15 protein-coding genes are annotated in these 15249 nt (G+C 70.7%); 10 read left to right on the top strand and 5 right to left on the bottom strand.

What is annotated here, in order from left to right; all coding sequences use genetic code 11:
• The first annotated feature begins 94 nt into the window (after positions 1-94).
• Positions 95-2062, top strand: a complete 1968-nt coding sequence (locus tag CP970_RS00155) for a M13 family metallopeptidase (RefSeq protein WP_055545897.1) — start codon at positions 95-97, stop codon at positions 2060-2062.
• 50 nt (positions 2063-2112) lie between these two features.
• Here the strand turns inward: CP970_RS00155 and CP970_RS00150 are convergent, their stop codons facing one another.
• Positions 2113-3057: an RNA polymerase sigma-70 factor gene (locus CP970_RS00150; protein WP_055545899.1), complete on the bottom strand. Its 945-nt coding sequence runs from the start codon at positions 3055-3057 to the stop codon at positions 2113-2115.
• Between the two features lie 149 nt (positions 3058-3206).
• Between CP970_RS00150 and CP970_RS00145 the strand changes: the two genes are divergently transcribed.
• Positions 3207-3692 carry a carboxymuconolactone decarboxylase family protein gene (locus tag CP970_RS00145; RefSeq protein WP_055545900.1) on the top strand — a complete coding sequence of 162 codons (486 nt, stop codon included), beginning with the start codon at positions 3207-3209 and terminating at the stop codon, positions 3690-3692.
• Between the two features lie 64 nt (positions 3693-3756).
• Here the strand turns inward: CP970_RS00145 and CP970_RS00140 are convergent, their stop codons facing one another.
• Positions 3757-4221: a cupin domain-containing protein gene (locus CP970_RS00140; protein ID WP_055545902.1), complete on the bottom strand. Its 465-nt coding sequence runs from the start codon at positions 4219-4221 to the stop codon at positions 3757-3759.
• Between the two features lie 73 nt (positions 4222-4294).
• Between CP970_RS00140 and CP970_RS00135 the strand changes: the two genes are divergently transcribed.
• From CP970_RS00135 to CP970_RS00120, 4 genes are all read left to right on the top strand, one after another.
• Positions 4295-4846: a TetR/AcrR family transcriptional regulator gene (locus CP970_RS00135; protein WP_055545904.1), complete on the top strand. Its 552-nt coding sequence runs from the start codon at positions 4295-4297 to the stop codon at positions 4844-4846.
• 172 nt (positions 4847-5018) lie between these two features.
• Positions 5019-6677, top strand: a complete 1659-nt coding sequence (locus CP970_RS00130; protein ID WP_055545906.1) for a metallophosphoesterase — start codon at positions 5019-5021, stop codon at positions 6675-6677.
• A 151-nt stretch (positions 6678-6828) separates the two neighbouring features.
• Positions 6829-7377 carry an AAA family ATPase gene (locus CP970_RS00125; protein ID WP_055545908.1) on the top strand — a complete coding sequence of 183 codons (549 nt, stop codon included), beginning with the start codon at positions 6829-6831 and terminating at the stop codon, positions 7375-7377.
• A gap of 56 nt (positions 7378-7433) precedes the next feature.
• Positions 7434-7862: an NUDIX hydrolase gene (locus CP970_RS00120; protein ID WP_224058095.1), complete on the top strand. Its 429-nt coding sequence runs from the start codon at positions 7434-7436 to the stop codon at positions 7860-7862.
• A 10-nt stretch (positions 7863-7872) separates the two neighbouring features.
• Here CP970_RS00120 and CP970_RS00115 read toward each other — a convergent pair whose 3' ends face one another.
• Both CP970_RS00115 and ctaD read right to left on the bottom strand, forming a co-directional pair.
• Positions 7873-8232, bottom strand: coding sequence for a hypothetical protein (locus CP970_RS00115; protein WP_224058094.1), 360 nt, complete (start codon positions 8230-8232; stop codon positions 7873-7875).
• 5 nt (positions 8233-8237) lie between these two features.
• Positions 8238-9941, bottom strand: a complete 1704-nt coding sequence (gene ctaD / locus CP970_RS00110; RefSeq protein WP_150492808.1) for an aa3-type cytochrome oxidase subunit I — start codon at positions 9939-9941, stop codon at positions 8238-8240.
• 105 nt (positions 9942-10046) lie between these two features.
• Here ctaD and CP970_RS00105 point away from each other — a divergent pair, with 105 nt between their 5' ends.
• The 3 genes from CP970_RS00105 to CP970_RS00095 all read left to right on the top strand — a co-directional run bounded on the left by CP970_RS00105 (position 10047) and on the right by CP970_RS00095 (position 12227).
• Complete coding sequence (locus CP970_RS00105; RefSeq protein WP_150492806.1) at positions 10047-10643, top strand: RNA polymerase sigma factor; 597 nt, start codon at positions 10047-10049, stop codon at positions 10641-10643.
• Positions 10633-11667 carry a CU044_5270 family protein gene (locus tag CP970_RS00100; protein ID WP_055543713.1) on the top strand — a complete coding sequence of 345 codons (1035 nt, stop codon included), beginning with the start codon at positions 10633-10635 and terminating at the stop codon, positions 11665-11667. The genes CP970_RS00105 and CP970_RS00100 overlap by 11 nt, the downstream gene beginning before the upstream one ends.
• Before the next feature lie 65 nt (positions 11668-11732).
• A complete protein-coding gene (locus CP970_RS00095; RefSeq protein ID WP_150492804.1) occupies positions 11733-12227 on the top strand; it encodes a hypothetical protein in 495 nt (164 codons plus the stop codon).
• 40 nt (positions 12228-12267) lie between these two features.
• On the opposite strand, the gene CP970_RS00090 is transcribed toward CP970_RS00095, so the two are convergent.
• Positions 12268-14541 (bottom strand): FUSC family protein, encoded by a 2274-nt coding sequence (locus CP970_RS00090; protein ID WP_055543715.1) that lies wholly within the window; start codon positions 14539-14541, stop codon positions 12268-12270.
• Positions 14542-14780: 239 nt separating this feature from the next.
• Between CP970_RS00090 and CP970_RS00085 the strand changes: the two genes are divergently transcribed.
• Positions 14781-15248: a peroxiredoxin gene (locus tag CP970_RS00085; RefSeq protein ID WP_055543716.1), complete on the top strand. Its 468-nt coding sequence runs from the start codon at positions 14781-14783 to the stop codon at positions 15246-15248.
• The last annotated feature ends 1 nt before the right edge of the window (position 15249 follow it).

Below are 15249 nucleotides of genomic sequence, written 5' to 3'. Positions count from 1 at the left end.
CCGCACCCGGAGCGCACCCCGAGGACGCGCCTGTCCGCCCTCGGCGGACAGCGGGTCCTTCGTGCGGGCCTGATCGCTCGCATAGGCTGCTTGGATGAGCATTCTGGATGACGCCCGCGCGGGCATGAACCCCGATATCCGACCGCAGGACGACCTCTTCGGACATGTGAACGGCCACTGGCTGGACACCGAGAAGATCCCCGAGGACCGCTCCAGCTGGGGTCCCTTCGTGCAGCTCGCCGACACCGCCGAGCAGCAGGTCAAGACGATCATCCAGGAGCTGGCCGAGCAGGCGGGCGCCGACGGCGCCGCGGCCTCCGAGGACGCCCGCAAGATCGCCGCGCTGTACGCGTCCTTCATGGACGAGGAGACCATCGCCGCGCGCGGCCTCGCCCCGGCGCAGCCGCTGATCGACGAGGTCGCGGGCCTGGGCAGCACCCAGGAGCTGGCCGCGTTCCTCGGCCGGTTCGAGCGCGTCGGCGGCTCGGGCCTCTTCGGCTCGTACATCGACTCCGACGACCGCGACTCCGACCGCTATCTCTTCAACGTCCTCCAGGGCGGTCTCGGCCTGCCCGACGAGTCGTACTACCGCGAGGAGAAGTTCGCCGAGATCCGCGAGAAGTACGCCGCCCACCTCACCGATCTCCTCACCCTCGGCAAGCACGCGGACCCCGAGGCCGCCGCGCGCACCGTCCTCGCCCTGGAGACGAAGCTCGCCGCGGGCCACTGGGAGCGGGCCGAGACCCGCGACGTCCTGAAGACGTACAACCTCACCACCCTGGACGAACTCACCGCGCTCGCGCCGGAGTTCGACTGGCGCGCCTTCGCCGAGGGCCTCGGTGGATCGGACGCCACGATCGCGGAGACCTGCGTCCGCCAGCCGTCCTACCTCACTCACCTGTCCGGTGTCCTCGCCGAGGTGCCGATCGAGCAGTGGCGCGACTGGGCGCTGACGCGGGTCCTGCGCGCCTGCTCGCCGTACCTCTCGGACGAGTTCGTGCGCAACAACTTCGAGTTCTACGGCCGCACCCTCAACGGCACCCCCGAGCTGCGCGCCCGCTGGAAGCGCGCCGTCTCGCTCGTCGAGGGCGCCATGGGCGAGGCCGTCGGCAAGGAGTACGTCGCGCGGCACTTCCCACCGTCCTCCAAGGCGATGATGGACGACCTCGTCGCCAATCTCCTGGAGGCCTACCGCCAGTCGATCGCCCGCCTGGACTGGATGACCGACGAGACGAAGGAACGGGCGTACGAGAAGCTCGCCACGTTCCGCCCCAAGATCGGCTACCCGGACACCTTCCGCGACTACTCGGCGCTCCAGGTCACCGACGGCGACCTGCTCGCCAACGCGCAGGCGGCCGCCGCGTTCGAGACCGACCGCGAGCTGCGCAAGATCGGCTCGCCGGTCGACCGCGACGAGTGGTTCATGCTGCCGCAGACCGTCAACGCCTACTACAACCCAGGCACCAACGAGATCTGCTTCCCCGCGGGCATCCTGCAGAAGCCGTTCTTCTCGCCCGAGGCCGACGCGGCGGAGAACTACGGCGGCATCGGCGCGGTCATCGGTCACGAGATCGGCCACGGCTTCGACGACCAGGGCGCGCAGTACGACGGCGCGGGCAACCTCAACGACTGGTGGACCGCCGACGACAAGACGGCGTTCGAGGCCAAGTCGAAGGCGCTCATCAAGCAGTACGACGGGTTCTCGCCCCGCAATCTCCCCGGCGAGTTCGTCAACGGCTCGCTGACCGTCGGCGAGAACATCGGCGATCTGGGCGGCCTCACCATCGGCCACACGGCGTACCTGATCTCCCTGGGCGCCGCGGAGCTCCCCGAGGCGGGCGGGCTCACCGGCACCCAGCGGCTCTTCATGAACTGGTCGTACTGCTGGCGCACCAAGCGCCGCACCGAGCAGGAGCAGCAGTACCTGACCATCGACCCGCACTCGCCCCCGGAGTTCCGGGCCAACATCGTCCGCAACCTCGACGAGTTCCACGAGGCGTTCGCGACGACGGAGAGCGACGGCCTCTGGCTCGACCCCGCGGAGCGTGTGCGCATCTGGTGAGGTGCGGCGGTTCGGGCGGCGGCCGCGCACCGCTTCGGTGACGCGGCCGCTCAGCGGCTCACGGGTGTCTCCCGCTCGACGCGCGAGAGCTTCGCCGGATTGCGTACGGCGTACAGCCCGGTGATCAGGCCGCCGTCCACGCGCACCGCCATGACAGTGTCGATCGCGCCGCCCCGTCGGACGATCAGCGCCGGAGCGCCGTTGACCTGGGCGGGTTCAAGGATCACACCGTCCAGCCTGCCCAGGACCTCGGCGACGTCGTCCGCGCCCACCACGGGTGCGAGCGCGGCCCGAACGACGCCGCCGCCGTCCGTCAGGAGCACCACGTCCGGCGCGATCACGTCGAGCAGGCGCTGCAGGTCGCCCGTCTCCACCGCCCGCTGGAACGCGGCGAGCACGCCCCGGGTCCGGGCGGGGGAGACCACCTCGCGCGGCCGTCGCGCCGCGACGTGGGCCCGTGCCCGGTGGGCGATCTGACGGACCGCGGCAGGGCTCTTGCCGACGGCGTCCGCGATCTCGGCGTACTCCAGATCGAACACCTCGCGCAGTACGAACACCGCCCGCTCGGTCGGCGCGAGCGTCTCCAGGACCAGCAGCATCGCCATCGAGACGCTGTCGGCCAGTTCGACGTCGTCGGCGACGTCCGGCGCGGTCAACAGCGGTTCGGGCAGCCACGGCCCGACGTACGACTCCTTGCGCCGCCGCAGCGTACGCAGCCGGGTCAGCGCCTGGCGGGTGACCATCCTGACCAGGAAGGCGCGCCGGTCCCGCACCGCGTCGAGGTCGACGCCCGCCCACCGGAGCCAGGTCTCCTGAAGGACGTCCTCGGCGTCCGCCGCGGAACCGAGCATTTCGTAGGCGACGGTGAAGAGCAGGTTCCGGTGGGTGACGAACGTCTGGGTGGCGGAGTCCATCGGGTCGTCACCGGGGCCGCGTTCGGCTGTTCCCGTCCGTCGCTCGCCGTGCTCGTCCACTGTCCGCTCCCGCCTCTTCATCTTCTTCGTCCGTGTCACGCACAAGACGCCGGATCCCGCCGTCGTGTGACACCCGGATGCGGTGCTCTGCGTCACATCGCCGACCTGTCACAGGAACCGGCCGGCCGGCATCTCGTGTTCGTCAGATCGACTTCACGAAGGACGTAGCCATGGAACCCCGTATGAACCTCTTCGACCGCGAGATCGGTGCCAGGATCGGCAAGCGGATCTACGCCGTCAGTCAGGTGATCCAGGAGTCGCCGCTGCCCAAGGAAACCCAGGAGCTGGTGCAGTTGAGGGCGAGCCAGATCAACGGCTGCGGCTTCTGCGTCGACATCCACGGCAAGGACGCGGCTGCCGCGGGCGAGTCCTCCGCGCGGCTCAACCTGGTCGCCACCTGGCGTCACTCCACGGTCTTCACCGAGGCCGAGCGCGCCGCGCTGGCGCTCGTCGAGGAGGGCACCCGCATCGCCGACGCGTCGCCGGGGGTCTCCGACGGGACCTGGGGCCGGGTGCGCGAGCACTTCGACGAGGACCAGGCCATCGCGCTGGTCTCGCTGATCGCCATGATCAACGCGACCAACCGGCTCGGCGTGATCCTGAACAACCAGGGCGGCTCCTACGAGCCCGGCGCTCTCGCCACGGTCGCGGGCTGAGGGCGGGGGCCGACTCCCTCGCGCGTGGCGGCCCGTCCCGGGGACGGGCCGCCACCGCCCCGGCTCAGGCGGTCTCCTCGTACGTGATCCGGTACTTGGCCGCTATCCGGTTGAGCGCCACGGGATCTAGCTGCCCTCCCCGGCTGATCTCCGACCTGTTCTCGATCATGTCCTCCAGGAAGCACTCCCAGCCGCCGGGCGAGGAGATCTGGAGCACCCGGGGCGGCGGTGTCGTCGCGGGTCGCAGGGCGTGCGGGACGCCGTGCGGCAGCAGGACGAACTGGCCCGCCGTGACCGTCTGGACCCGGTCGTCGAACTCCACGGTGAGCTCGCCGTCCAGTACGTAGACGCATTCGTCGGCGACGTGATGGACATGCCGGGGGATGGCCTGCGCGACGACGACCTCCATCAGCGAGAACCGGCCCTCGGTGTCGTCGGTGCCCGCCTTGACGGTCATCGAGGGCGGCAGCGGAACCCGGGTCGGGCGTGAGGCGCCTGCCTCCAGGAGGATGAAACGGTTCTCAGGCATGAGCTATCCTTCCGTAACGGATCTGGAATCGGAATCCGATTCCGTTTAAAAGCTCAGCAGAGGACGCAGCGAGATGTCAAGACCGTCACGGGCCGACGCGGAGCGCAATCGGCTCCGGGTGCTCGAAGTCGCCGAGGAGCTGTTCGCCGAGCGCGGGGACGCGGTGCAGATGGCGGAGGTGGCCCGCGCGGCGGGGGTCGGCGTCGGGACCGTCTACCGGCACTTTCCCAACCGGCAGGCGCTGGTCGAGGCCATCACCGAACAGCGGTTCGCGAAGATCCTCACGTTCGTCGAGCAGCGCTGCCTGCCCCAGCCGGACACCCACCAGGCGCTGGTCTGTTTCCTGACCCACGTGGGCGAGGTGCACGAACAGGGTCGCGGTCTCTCCGGAGTGATCGAGGCGACCTTCGGCTCCACCGCCCCCCGGGGTGAGGTCGGCGGCGCCCTGCTGGCCGTCGGCGAGACGCTGGTGCGCCGCGGCCGGGCGGACGGCGCGCTGCGCGAGGACGTGACCGTCGCCGATCTCTACATGACCGTCGGCGCGGTGGCGATCCTCAGCCGCGACGCGATCGGCGACTGGCGCCGGTTCATCGACATCACCCTCAACGGTCTGCGCCCCCGGTAGCCCGAGCCGCTCCGGAGCGCCGGGCCGGTCAGGGCGCCCCCGGTCATTCATGATCAAGTCACCGTGAGGTAACTGGTCTGGCCTCGTCACCTCACCAACGCGCCCTAGCGTCACGCGGGTTCACGCCGGGCGGTTCGTTCCGAAGGCCCGGCCAGAGGCAAGGAACTTCCCCGTGCGACATGCCCCGTTCGCCCTCGGCGCCGCATCCCTGGCGCTGCTCCTCCCGATCGCCGCCCAGGCGGTGACCGACCCGGCAGCCGCGTCGGCCGCGTCGGCCGCCGAACAGGGCGCGGCACACGCCGCCCTCGCCGCGCCCGCCTTCGGCAGACCCGGCGGGCGCTACGAGCGGCCCGTCTCGCTGGCGCTGCGCGCCGGGCGCGGGACCACGGTCCGCTACACGCTGGACGGCACGACGCCCACCCGCGCCAGCCGCGCCTACGTGCCGGGGCGGCCGCTGCGCATCACCAAGGACACCAATGTCACCGCGGTCGCCTTCCGCGGCCCTCGCGCGAGCCTGCCGGTGTCGGCCGGATACCTGGTCAAGACGGCGGAGAAGCCGCTGGCGCGCCTGGTCGTGATGTCCGACGTGCACATCGGTGACCACAAGAACAACGACAAGAAGTACGAGAGCTTCTTCGACACCATCGGCTCGGTCTTCCCCGAGCCCGACGCGATCCTGTCGAACGGCGACATGATCAATGACAACGGCGACGGCAGGGGCGCGGACCACCGGATCGTCTCCGAGATCTTCCGCGCCAACCTGAAGCGCAAGGGCATGGACGACACCCAGGTCCTGCTCTCCAACGGCAATCACGACGCGAGCCTCGCCGACATCCGCGCGAACTACCCGCGCGACTGGTTCCCCGACGCGGGCGGCGGCTACTACGAGTCGAAGGTGAAGGGCCTGCACCTGTTCACCGTGAACACCGAGACGTACAACTCCGATGCCGCGCAGCGCACGTGGCTCAAGAAGCGGCTCGCCGAGCTCACCGCGGACCCGGCCGCCGCGCGCACCCCCGTCATCGTCCAGGGCCACCGCCCCGCGCCCGGCACGACGATGGACGGTCAGCAGGCGTCCAACCCCCTTCTGACCGAGGACCTGAGCGCCTTCCCCCAGGTCATGTACTTCTCCGGGCACTCGCACCTGAACATCAACGACGAACGCTCCGTCCACCAGCGCGACTTCACCGCCGTCAACGACGGTTCGATGTCGTACGTCGAGATGGACCACGGCTACCAGGCCATCACGGAGACGGGCCTCGCCGACCGCTTCGAGGCCCCGACGGCGCAGGCACTCTTCGTCGAGGTGTACCGCGACCGTACGGAGATCGCGCGCGTCAACATGGCCGCGGACAAGCACGATATCTACACCGGCGGCAAGTGGTCGGCCAACTGGCAGCCCCCGTACGCCAGCGCGGGCACCCTCAGCGGGCCGACGTGGACCGTCCGGCTGAAGGGGCGGACCCCGAAGGAGATCAAGAAGGGCTTCACGTACACCGACGCCCGACGCAACACCACGGCGCCGAGGTTCACGTCCGCCCGCCCGCTGACCGTGACGGGCAAGGGCAAGGGAGCGAGGACTCTGCGCGTCCTGCAGGCCAGGGACGACCAGATGGTCCATCACTACCGCGTCGACATCCGTGACAAGGCCACCGGCGCCGAACTCCTGTCCTCCAAGGTCCTCGCCGAGTACTACTTCATGCCCCGGCCCCGCGCCCTGGACATCCCGGTGCCCGCCACGAAGCGCGGCACGCGCTACGTCGCCCGGGTGAGCGCGGTGGACGCGTACGGGAACGCGTCGCGCGCGGGGTCGGTGCAGTTCACCGGGTAACGGGGTAACGGGGTAACGGGGTAACGGGGGCCCGCGCCTCGCGCGGAAACGGGCTGCGTGGCCCGGGCTGCTTACGCGACACTGCATGCCGTACGGGCGGCCGAAGGGATGCGACGTGAGTGGTGCGAGCGACACGAGGGGCGTGGGGGACATGAGTCAGCGGGAACCCGGGTGCCTGATCGTCACGGGCGTTCCCGCGGCGGGCAAGTCGACCGTCTCGCACCTCGTGTCCCTGAACCATCCGCGCGCGGCCCGCATCGACGGCGACGTGCTGTCCTACATGGTCACCAGCGGCAGGGCGGGCCCTGTCAGCAGCCCGGGGCCCGAGGCCGACCGGCAGGCGCGGCTCTGTGCCAGGAACATCTGCGCCCTCGCGAGCAACTTCGCCGAGGAGGGCTTCGTGCCCGTCGTGGACACCGTCGTCCAGGACCGGGCCACGCTGGACTTCTTCGTCGCGGAGCTGCGGCCGAGGCCCGTCCTGCTCGTGGTGCTCGCCCCGCCGCTGGACGTCTGCCATCGCCGCGACGCGGCCCGCGGCGACCGGGCGCGGGTCGGCATCGACCTCGGCCCCCTGCGCCGCACGATGCTGGACGAACTGGGCGACTCCGGCTGGTGGCTGGACAACGCCGACCTCACTCCGGAGGAGACCGCCGCCGCCATCACGTCGCACGCGTACGACAAGGCGGTCGTCGCGGGCTGAACGGCGCTGTCGTACGACGTGCGGGCCATGGCACGGCGGCTGCGAGAATCGTGTGTATGCAGCAAGAGAACGTGTCGATGCCCCCGCACCAGCCCCTCGTCGTCGTGGCGGCCGCGATCGTCCAGGAGGGCCGACTCCTCGTCGTCAGCAAGCAGGCGGCCCCCGAGGTCTTCTACCTGCCAGGCGGCAAGCCCGACGTGGGCGAGAGCCCGATGGAGGCTCTCACCCGGGAGCTGGACGAGGAGCTGGGGGTGGCGCCCCTGGAGCCGCGGTTCCTCGCCGAGGTCGAGGCGGTGGCGGCCCTGGAAGGCGTGCCGATGCGGATGACGGTTTTCGAGGCGAGGATCGGCCGGACGCCCGTGCCCGCGGCCGAACTGGCCGAGCTGCGCTGGGCGTCCGGGCGCGAGGACGGTCTTTCCCTCGCGCCCGCCGTGCGGGACCAGGTGCTGCCCCTGCTGCGCGAGCGCGGCGCGCTCGCCTCCTAGCGGCGCTTTCCTAGCGGCCTGTCAGCCCGAGCATCAGGACCACCGCCAGCAGACAGCCGAAGGCGACCTGGCACCGGACGAGGAGACGCCGCCGCAGCAGCTGGTACGTCTCCTCGTACTCGGCGCGCACCTGCCCGGTCCGTCGGGCGATGTGCCGCCAGCCGTGCCGGGTGAGCTCCAGGTGCTCCTCGGCGTAGCACCGCTCCACCTCCGCGCGTTGGGCGTCCGTCAGCCAGGGGAGCCGTCCGGTGAACCGCTCGGCCGCCGTCCGTCCGTCGGCGCGGGCCGCCTCGACGAGCAGATGGCCCTCGACCTCGTTGACCAGGACGCGCGCGTCCACCAGGTGGTCGTGCACCACGTGGTCGTCCATCGCCGTCATCGCAGGGCCTCGCGTTCGGCCGCCGCGATGTCGGGGTGGTGCAGGTCGAACGCCGGGGATTCGCTGCGAATGCGCGGCAGGGAGAGGTAGTTGTGCCGCGGCGGCGGGCAGGACGTCGTCCACTCCAGCGAACGGCCCCATCCCCAGGGGTCGTCGACCTCGACCTTCTTGCCGTACTTGGCGGTCTTCCAGACGTTGTACATGAACGGCAGGAACGAGAGGCCGAGCAGGAAGGAGAAGATGGTCGAAACGGTGTTGAGCGTGGTCAGTCCCTCCGCGGCCAGATAGTCGGGAACCCGGCGCAGCATTCCGTTGGTACCGAGCCAGTGCTGCACGAGGAACGTGCCGTGGAAGCCCACGAAAAGCGTCCAGAACGTGATCTTTCCGAGCCGCTCGTCCAGCATTTTCCCGGTGAACTTCGGCCACCAGAAGTGGAATCCGGCGAACATCGCGAACACCACGGTGCCGAAGATGACGTAGTGGAAGTGCGCGACGACGAAGTACGACTCGGAGACGTGGAAGTCCATCGGCGGCGAGGCCAGGATGACACCGGTCAGTCCGCCGAAGAGGAAGGTGATCAGGAATCCGACGGACCACAGCATGGGGGTCTCGAAGCTGAGCGATCCCTGCCACATCGTGCCGATCCAGTTGAAGAACTTCACGCCTGTCGGCACGGCGATCAGGAACGTCATGAAGGAGAAGAACGGGAGTAGCACGCCGCCCGTGACGTACATGTGGTGGGCCCACACCGTCACCGACAGACCGGCGATCGCGATGGTCGCGCCGATCAGGCCCATGTAGCCGAACATCGGCTTGCGGGAGAAGACCGGAATGACCTCGGAAATGATGCCGAAGAACGGCAACGCGATGATGTACACCTCGGGATGGCCGAAGAACCAGAAGAGGTGCTGCCACAACAGGGAACCGCCGTTGGCCGCGTCGAAGATCTGCGCACCGAATTTACGGTCCGCCTCCAGGGCGAACAGCGCGGCGGCGAGCACCGGGAAGGCCAGCAGGACCAGGACGGCGGTCAGCAGGACGTTCCACACGAAGATGGGCATCCGGAACATCGTCATGCCGGGCGCGCGCATGCAGATGATGGTGGTGATGAAGTTGACCGAGCCGAGGATCGTGCCGAAGCCGGAGAAGGCCAGACCCATGATCCACATGTCCGCGCCGACGCCGGGCGAACGGACCGCGTCCGTCAGCGGGCTGTTGGCGAACCAGCCGAAGTCGGCCGCACCGCCCGGCGTGAGGAATCCGCCGACCGCGATCAGCGAGCCGAACAGGTAGAGCCAGTAGGCGAACATGTTCAGCCGCGGGAAGGCGACGTCGGGCGCGCCGATCTGGAGCGGCATGATCCAGTTCGCGAAGCCCGCGAACAGCGGCGTCGCGAACATCAGCAGCATGATCGTGCCGTGCATCGTGAACGCCTGGTTGAACTGCTCGTTCGACATGATCTGCGTGCCGGGACGGGCCAGTTCGGCGCGCATGAGGAGCGCCATCACACCGCCGATGCAGAAGAACGCGAACGACGTGACCAGATAGAGCGTGCCGATCGTCTTGTGGTCCGTGGTGGTCAACCACTTGATCACGGCCCGTCCGGGGCTGAGGGGCTGCCCCTGCGTACGTACGGGAACGGATCCGGAAGGGGCATCTGCGGCGCGCGCGGGCGGCGCCTTGACGGTGTTGCTGTCCATGCCCCGCCTGTGTCCGGCAGTCCCGCTCCTGTGACAGCGGGCGAGAGCGACATGGATCACACCCGGGAGTGTGATCGACGGGGCCGTGCCGGACACTTCATGACTGTGAGCGACGACGAAGATTTCGCCGCTGCCTATCGCGAGCACTACTGGGCGGTCAGCCGCTACGTGGCACGACGGCACGGCGGACCGACGAGTGACACCGAGGAGGTGGTGGCCGACGTGTTCGCCGTGGCCTGGCGCCGCCGCGCCGACCTGCCGCCGTTCGCCCTGCCCTGGCTGTACGGGGTGGCGCGGCACTGTCTGGCGAACGCCGTACGCGGCTACGGCCGCCGCAGGCGCCTGGTCGAACGGCTCGGGAACGACGAGGCCAGGCACCGCAGGGACGTCGTGGCGGGCCCGGAGGCCGACCGTCCGGGCGACTGGGTGCACGAGGCCCTGAACCTCCTCTCCGCCGCCGACCAGGAAGTGCTGCGCCTGACCGCCTGGGAGGAACTCGGCACGGAGGAACTCGCGGTCGCGCTCGGCTGCGGCAACCGGGCCGCCGCGATGCGCCTGCACCGGGCCCGCCGCCGACTGAGAGCCGAGATAGACCGCATGCGGCCCGCCCTCGCCCCCGGCGAACGGCCCACCCCCGCCCAACGGCCCGCCCCCGAAGAGACCCGCGCCACCGTCCCGGAGGACCACGGCCATGGCACCTGACGACGAACTCGCCCTGCTGCGCGGCGCCAACCCGGTGCCCCGCGACGACTCCCGCTTCCACGACAGGCCCGACAGGACCCTGCCCGCGTCCGCCGAACGGCAGTTGAACCAGCTCCTGCACAGCGCCCGCACACCCGGAGGGCGCAAGGCGCGCCCGCGCCCCGTGCGCCAAGTGCGCCGCCTGGTCTGGGGCATCGAGATGGTGGGAGCAGCCGCCGCGGTCGCCCTCGCGCTCGTCCTCGCCGGGCCCACCAGCACACCCGCCGTCGCTGCGCCCCATCCCCTCAGCCTCCGCGAGGGCTCCACGCCGATGCCGCTGGAGCGCCTCGCCGACCGGGCGGCAGACGCCGTGGCGGCGAAGGACGCGCCCCGGCTGCGCCGCGGCACCCACGTCCAGACGTGGAACCTGGCCCTGGCGTCGCGGCCCGGCACCGCCCGGCCGCTCACCCTTCCCCAAGAGCGGGTCACCCGCTGGAAGGCGGACGGCAGTCACACGGAACTGGTCGTCGCCTCCGACCCCCGCCACCCCGGCGAGTCCGTCATCGCCGACGGGGACGGCGGTCTGCGGAGCGTCTCGGCCGGCAAGGTGCTGAGCGACCGCACCTACCCGCCGAGTTGGGGGAGCGCCCCACCACAGTCCCGCCCGCCGCACACCCCCGACGCCCTCCGCGCCTACCTCGCGGAACTCGGCCACCCGGGCGGCACCCCGCTCACCGGCACCGGCGAACTCCTGGACGCGGTGGCCGCGTTCCTCGGCCACTGGACACCGGGCGCGCGCGAGTCCGCGGCTCTGACCCGGATCCTCGCCGACGCCGAAGGACTCCGCCCGGCAGGCGCGATCACCGACCGCCTCGGCCGCTCGGGCCAGGTGTACGTGTACGAGGCCGACGGCCTGCGCCGCATGCTGATCCTGGACCCGGCCACCGGCGCCGTCCTCGGCCTGGAGGACACCTACACCAAGGACGACCCCGCGTACGGGGTACGGGCCGGGGACGTCATGTCGTACAACGCGTGGATGAGGTGACCGACGCGGCGCGTTGAACGCGGGTGCCCGACACCAACCGCACAGTGATCGTTAACATATGCCAGATGGGCGTAAACAATCGGGAATCGGGCGAACGGGTCGAAGTGTCCGAGGGGCAGGTCACCGAGGCCAAGGCGCGGGCGGCACGGCTGCTGCTCGCGTTCCGGCACGGCAACCAACTCGCTTACGACGCCCTGGTCGAGGAGTTCGGCACCGACGAGCGGACGATCGATCTGGTGTCCATGCTGTGCTGGATCGCCAACGAAGGCGTGCGCAAGGCGTATCTGCCCGAGGCGGGGGACCAGGTGCTGCGGCACATGGTGCGCAGGGCCGACGTCGGCGGCCGCGACGTACTCACCGAGGGCGGTGCGGGGCCGGACGTGGCGGAGCTGCTGGAGGCCGTCGCCGCCGAGGACGTGAAGACCGTTCAGGAGATCGTCCGCGGGACGCCGGACACCACGTTCCTGCTCGGCCGCTTCGTCCTGGCCTTCGCGATGCTGCTGCCCGACATCCCCCGGCCGGTGCTGCGCGAGGTCGTGAGGGAGCTGCGCGGGCAGTGACACCGGATGCCCGACGCAGGGGGTCCCCAGCCTTGTCCCCTCAGGCTCCCTTCGCCGCGCCCGCCGCCCTCTCCTCGCGCGCCGCGAGCGGCACCCCCAGCGGACGCGCGAGACCCATGATCCCCTCGTCGAGCCGCTGCAGATGCCGCAGCACGCGGAAGGCCACCGAACCGGTCCGCAGCACCTGGTGACGGCCGCTGTCCAGCATGGCGGCGATGCTGGCGCCCGACTCGATCGTGCCGTCCGTCTCCTCCTCGCGCACGTGCGCGGCGATCAGATCGATGTTGTGCGTGATGCGCCGCCCGGCGAGGGCGAGCCGCGCGTCGGCGGCGACGCTCTTGCTGGACGGCACCAGCTCCGCGGTCGCCGCCAGGGAGCGCGCGTGATAGGCGCACGTCTCCAGGAGCGCCACCACATAGCGGGCGGTCTGCCGACGGGCCCGCAGCGGCGCGATCGGATGCGTCAACGGCTTGGTGGAGCTGCGCAGATCGTCGAGCGCGGTGTCCAGGTCCCGCGCCAGGTCGACGAGGTCGACCGGGGGCCCTCCACTGAGCTGGGCGACCGCCGCCGACACGACGTCGCGCAGCCGGGCGAGGACGGTGCCGAGCTCCTCGTCGGTGCGGTGCGAGGTGCGCACCGGCAGGACGAGCACCGCGGCGATGATGCCGCAGGCCGCGCCGAGCGCCGTCTCCTCGATGCGCAGGACGAGCACGTCGAGGCTGTAGGTGTTGAGGAGGGTGTAGAGCAGGCCGAGCATCGCCGTGACGAAGAACGACATCATCGCGTACGACAACGGAGCGGTGAAGAACATCCCGAAGACGCAGAGCAGCACCAGGCCGAACGCGATCCAGGTGTGGTTCCCGACGGCACCCGCGAGCGCCACCCCGGCCACCACGCCGAGCACCGTGCCCACCAGGCGGCGGTAGCCCTTGACCACGATCTCCCCGGTGGACGCGGTGTTGAGGAAGACCACCCAGCAGGTCAGGACCGCCCAGTACCAGCGCTGCGTGGACAGGAACTCGCCGCCGACGATGGCGAGCGCCGACCCCACGGCGACCTGCACGGCCGCCCTGGTCGTGGGCCGCCGGAGCCCCGTCCGCTCGTCCTCGTCGTCCGCCCCCGCCGCCTCACCGGCGATGGAGATCTCCTCCGCCGCGAACTCCTCGCGGGACCGCGCGGCTTCCGGAGTGTCGTACTCCTCGTCCTGCGCGCCGTCCACGGCGAGACGCAGGCCCAGGATGGCGCGCGCGGCCTCGCCGACCGCGCGGAAACAGTCCTGGAGGGCGGGCGAGCCCTTCGGGAGACCCTTCTCCTCGCGGTAGCCGAGCAACCTGTTGCGTACGTACGGCAGCGCGGTGCCACGGTCGTCGGGCACCAGGCGCACCACGAGGAGATGCAGCGCGTTGAGGTCCCTGCGCAGCGCCGTGCCCGCGTCCTCCGCGATCTTGGCGCGGGGCGGCATCGGCGTGGACGCGTTCGGCAGGTGCAGCGTGAGGGTGTCCACACGCTCCGCGCTGCGGGCGTTGAGCAGCAGCACCCCCAGGCGCTCCGCGGCGATCTCCGCGTCGGCGACCCTGCGCTGCAGGAGCGCGGCCGCCGCCGCGTCGCGGGTGCCCTCCTCAAGGCGGCCCTGGATCATCAGGGCGGCCTCGTGCAGCCGGGCGGTGCTGCGCCGCAGATCGTCCAGGACGCCGTCCACGTCGTCGGCCCCGGCGTCCAGGAGCTCGATCTGGTGGGCGACGAGTTGCGCGAGCCGCGCCCGGAATGCCTCGCGCAGCCGCCGCAGCGTGCGCTCGGGCGTCTCGGGGACCACGGCGAACCGGACGATCGCGCTGCTCGCGAAGGCGACGGCGAGCGTCAGGAAGAGCCCGGGCAGCGCCGAGACCTCGGCGCTCACGAAGAGGGAGACGAAGTAGACCTGGAAGCCGATCAGGCCGAGCGCGGTGCCGCGGTCGCCGAACCGGCGCGAGTAGACCGCGCCGAAGATCAGCAGCACGAAGAAGACGTCACCCGCGATGACGCGGGAGTTGAGCAGCGCGCCCAGGGATATCGCCGCGAGCGCCACCGGGACGCCGAGCAGCAGCGTGATCGCCTGACCGCGCACCTCCTTCTCCTGGATCGCGAACGTGGCGACCATGGCGGTCATCGCGCCCGCGACCAGATGGTTCACCGAGGTGCCGAGCAAGGTCAGTACGGCGAGGGCGAGGAGGATGGCCCCGACCGTACGCAGCCCCGCCATGAGACGCAGGAGTCCCGGGTCGGACGCCGAGAATCTGTCCCAGACGCCCTTCGCTGTCCTTCGTGCCGCTGCCATCGCGATGCCGTTCTCTCCTTCGCCGTCCGCCCGGCCGCTGTCACGGGCCGCGCGTGCCCCAGCATTACATGAGGGCGGTTCAGAAGATCAGGGCTGGTGGGGAGGCATGTCAACGGCCCCTGCCCGCCCAGTGCCTACCATCGAGTAGGGTTTCGCTCCCGCGATCCGACCGCGAATCCCGACCCTCTACGAGGAGGCACCGTGCAGCGCTCCGACCGTACGTCGCAGGGGAGCAGGACATGACGGCGCGCGTGGCGGTCGGTGACACCGTCGACGACTTCACGCTGCCCGACGAGACCGGCACCCCGAGGCGGCTGAGCACGCTCCTCGAGGAGGGACCGGTGGTGCTGTTCTTCTACCCGGCGGCGATGACCCCCGGCTGCACGGCCGAGGCGTGCCACTTCCGTGATCTGGCGGCCGAGTTCGAGGCCGCGGGGGCGCGTCCTGTGGGCATCAGCGGTGACGAGGTCGAGCGGCAGCGGGAGTTCGTGGGCAAGCACACGCTGGGCTTCCCGCTCCTCTCGGATCCCGAGGGCACGGTGCGCGGCCGGTTCGGCGTGACGCGCGGCTTCTCCCTGGCGCCGACCAAGCGCGTCACGTTCGTCATCGGACAGGACCGCACCGTCGCCGACGTGGTCCGCAGCGAACTGCGGATGAGCGCCCACGCCGACCGTGCCCTCGAGGCCGTACGCCGTCTGGGCGCGTGAT

Origin of the sequence: Streptomyces kanamyceticus, assembly GCF_008704495.1 — a bacterium.
In the GTDB taxonomy this organism is placed as follows: domain Bacteria; phylum Actinomycetota; class Actinomycetes; order Streptomycetales; family Streptomycetaceae; genus Streptomyces; species Streptomyces kanamyceticus.
Note: the sequence above shows the minus strand (reverse complement) of the source record. Positions and strands in the feature narration are given on the sequence as shown.

Coding starts and splice junctions, on each gene's coding strand:
- CP970_RS00155 (WP_055545897.1), top strand. CDS start 95: ATGAGCATTCTGGATGACGCCCGCGCGGGCATGAACCCCGATATCCGA.
- CP970_RS00150 (WP_055545899.1), bottom strand. CDS start 3,057: ATGAAGAGGCGGGAGCGGACAGTGGACGAGCACGGCGAGCGACGGACG.
- CP970_RS00145 (WP_055545900.1), top strand. CDS start 3,207: ATGGAACCCCGTATGAACCTCTTCGACCGCGAGATCGGTGCCAGGATC.
- CP970_RS00140 (WP_055545902.1), bottom strand. CDS start 4,221: ATGCCTGAGAACCGTTTCATCCTCCTGGAGGCAGGCGCCTCACGCCCG.
- CP970_RS00135 (WP_055545904.1), top strand. CDS start 4,295: ATGTCAAGACCGTCACGGGCCGACGCGGAGCGCAATCGGCTCCGGGTG.
- CP970_RS00125 (WP_055545908.1), top strand. CDS start 6,829: ATGAGTCAGCGGGAACCCGGGTGCCTGATCGTCACGGGCGTTCCCGCG.
- CP970_RS00120 (WP_224058095.1), top strand. CDS start 7,434: ATGCAGCAAGAGAACGTGTCGATGCCCCCGCACCAGCCCCTCGTCGTC.
- CP970_RS00115 (WP_224058094.1), bottom strand. CDS start 8,232: ATGGACGACCACGTGGTGCACGACCACCTGGTGGACGCGCGCGTCCTG.
- ctaD (WP_150492808.1), bottom strand. CDS start 9,941: ATGGACAGCAACACCGTCAAGGCGCCGCCCGCGCGCGCCGCAGATGCC.
- CP970_RS00100 (WP_055543713.1), top strand. CDS start 10,633: ATGGCACCTGACGACGAACTCGCCCTGCTGCGCGGCGCCAACCCGGTG.
- CP970_RS00095 (WP_150492804.1), top strand. CDS start 11,733: ATGGGCGTAAACAATCGGGAATCGGGCGAACGGGTCGAAGTGTCCGAG.
- CP970_RS00090 (WP_055543715.1), bottom strand. CDS start 14,541: ATGGCAGCGGCACGAAGGACAGCGAAGGGCGTCTGGGACAGATTCTCG.
- CP970_RS00085 (WP_055543716.1), top strand. CDS start 14,781: ATGACGGCGCGCGTGGCGGTCGGTGACACCGTCGACGACTTCACGCTG.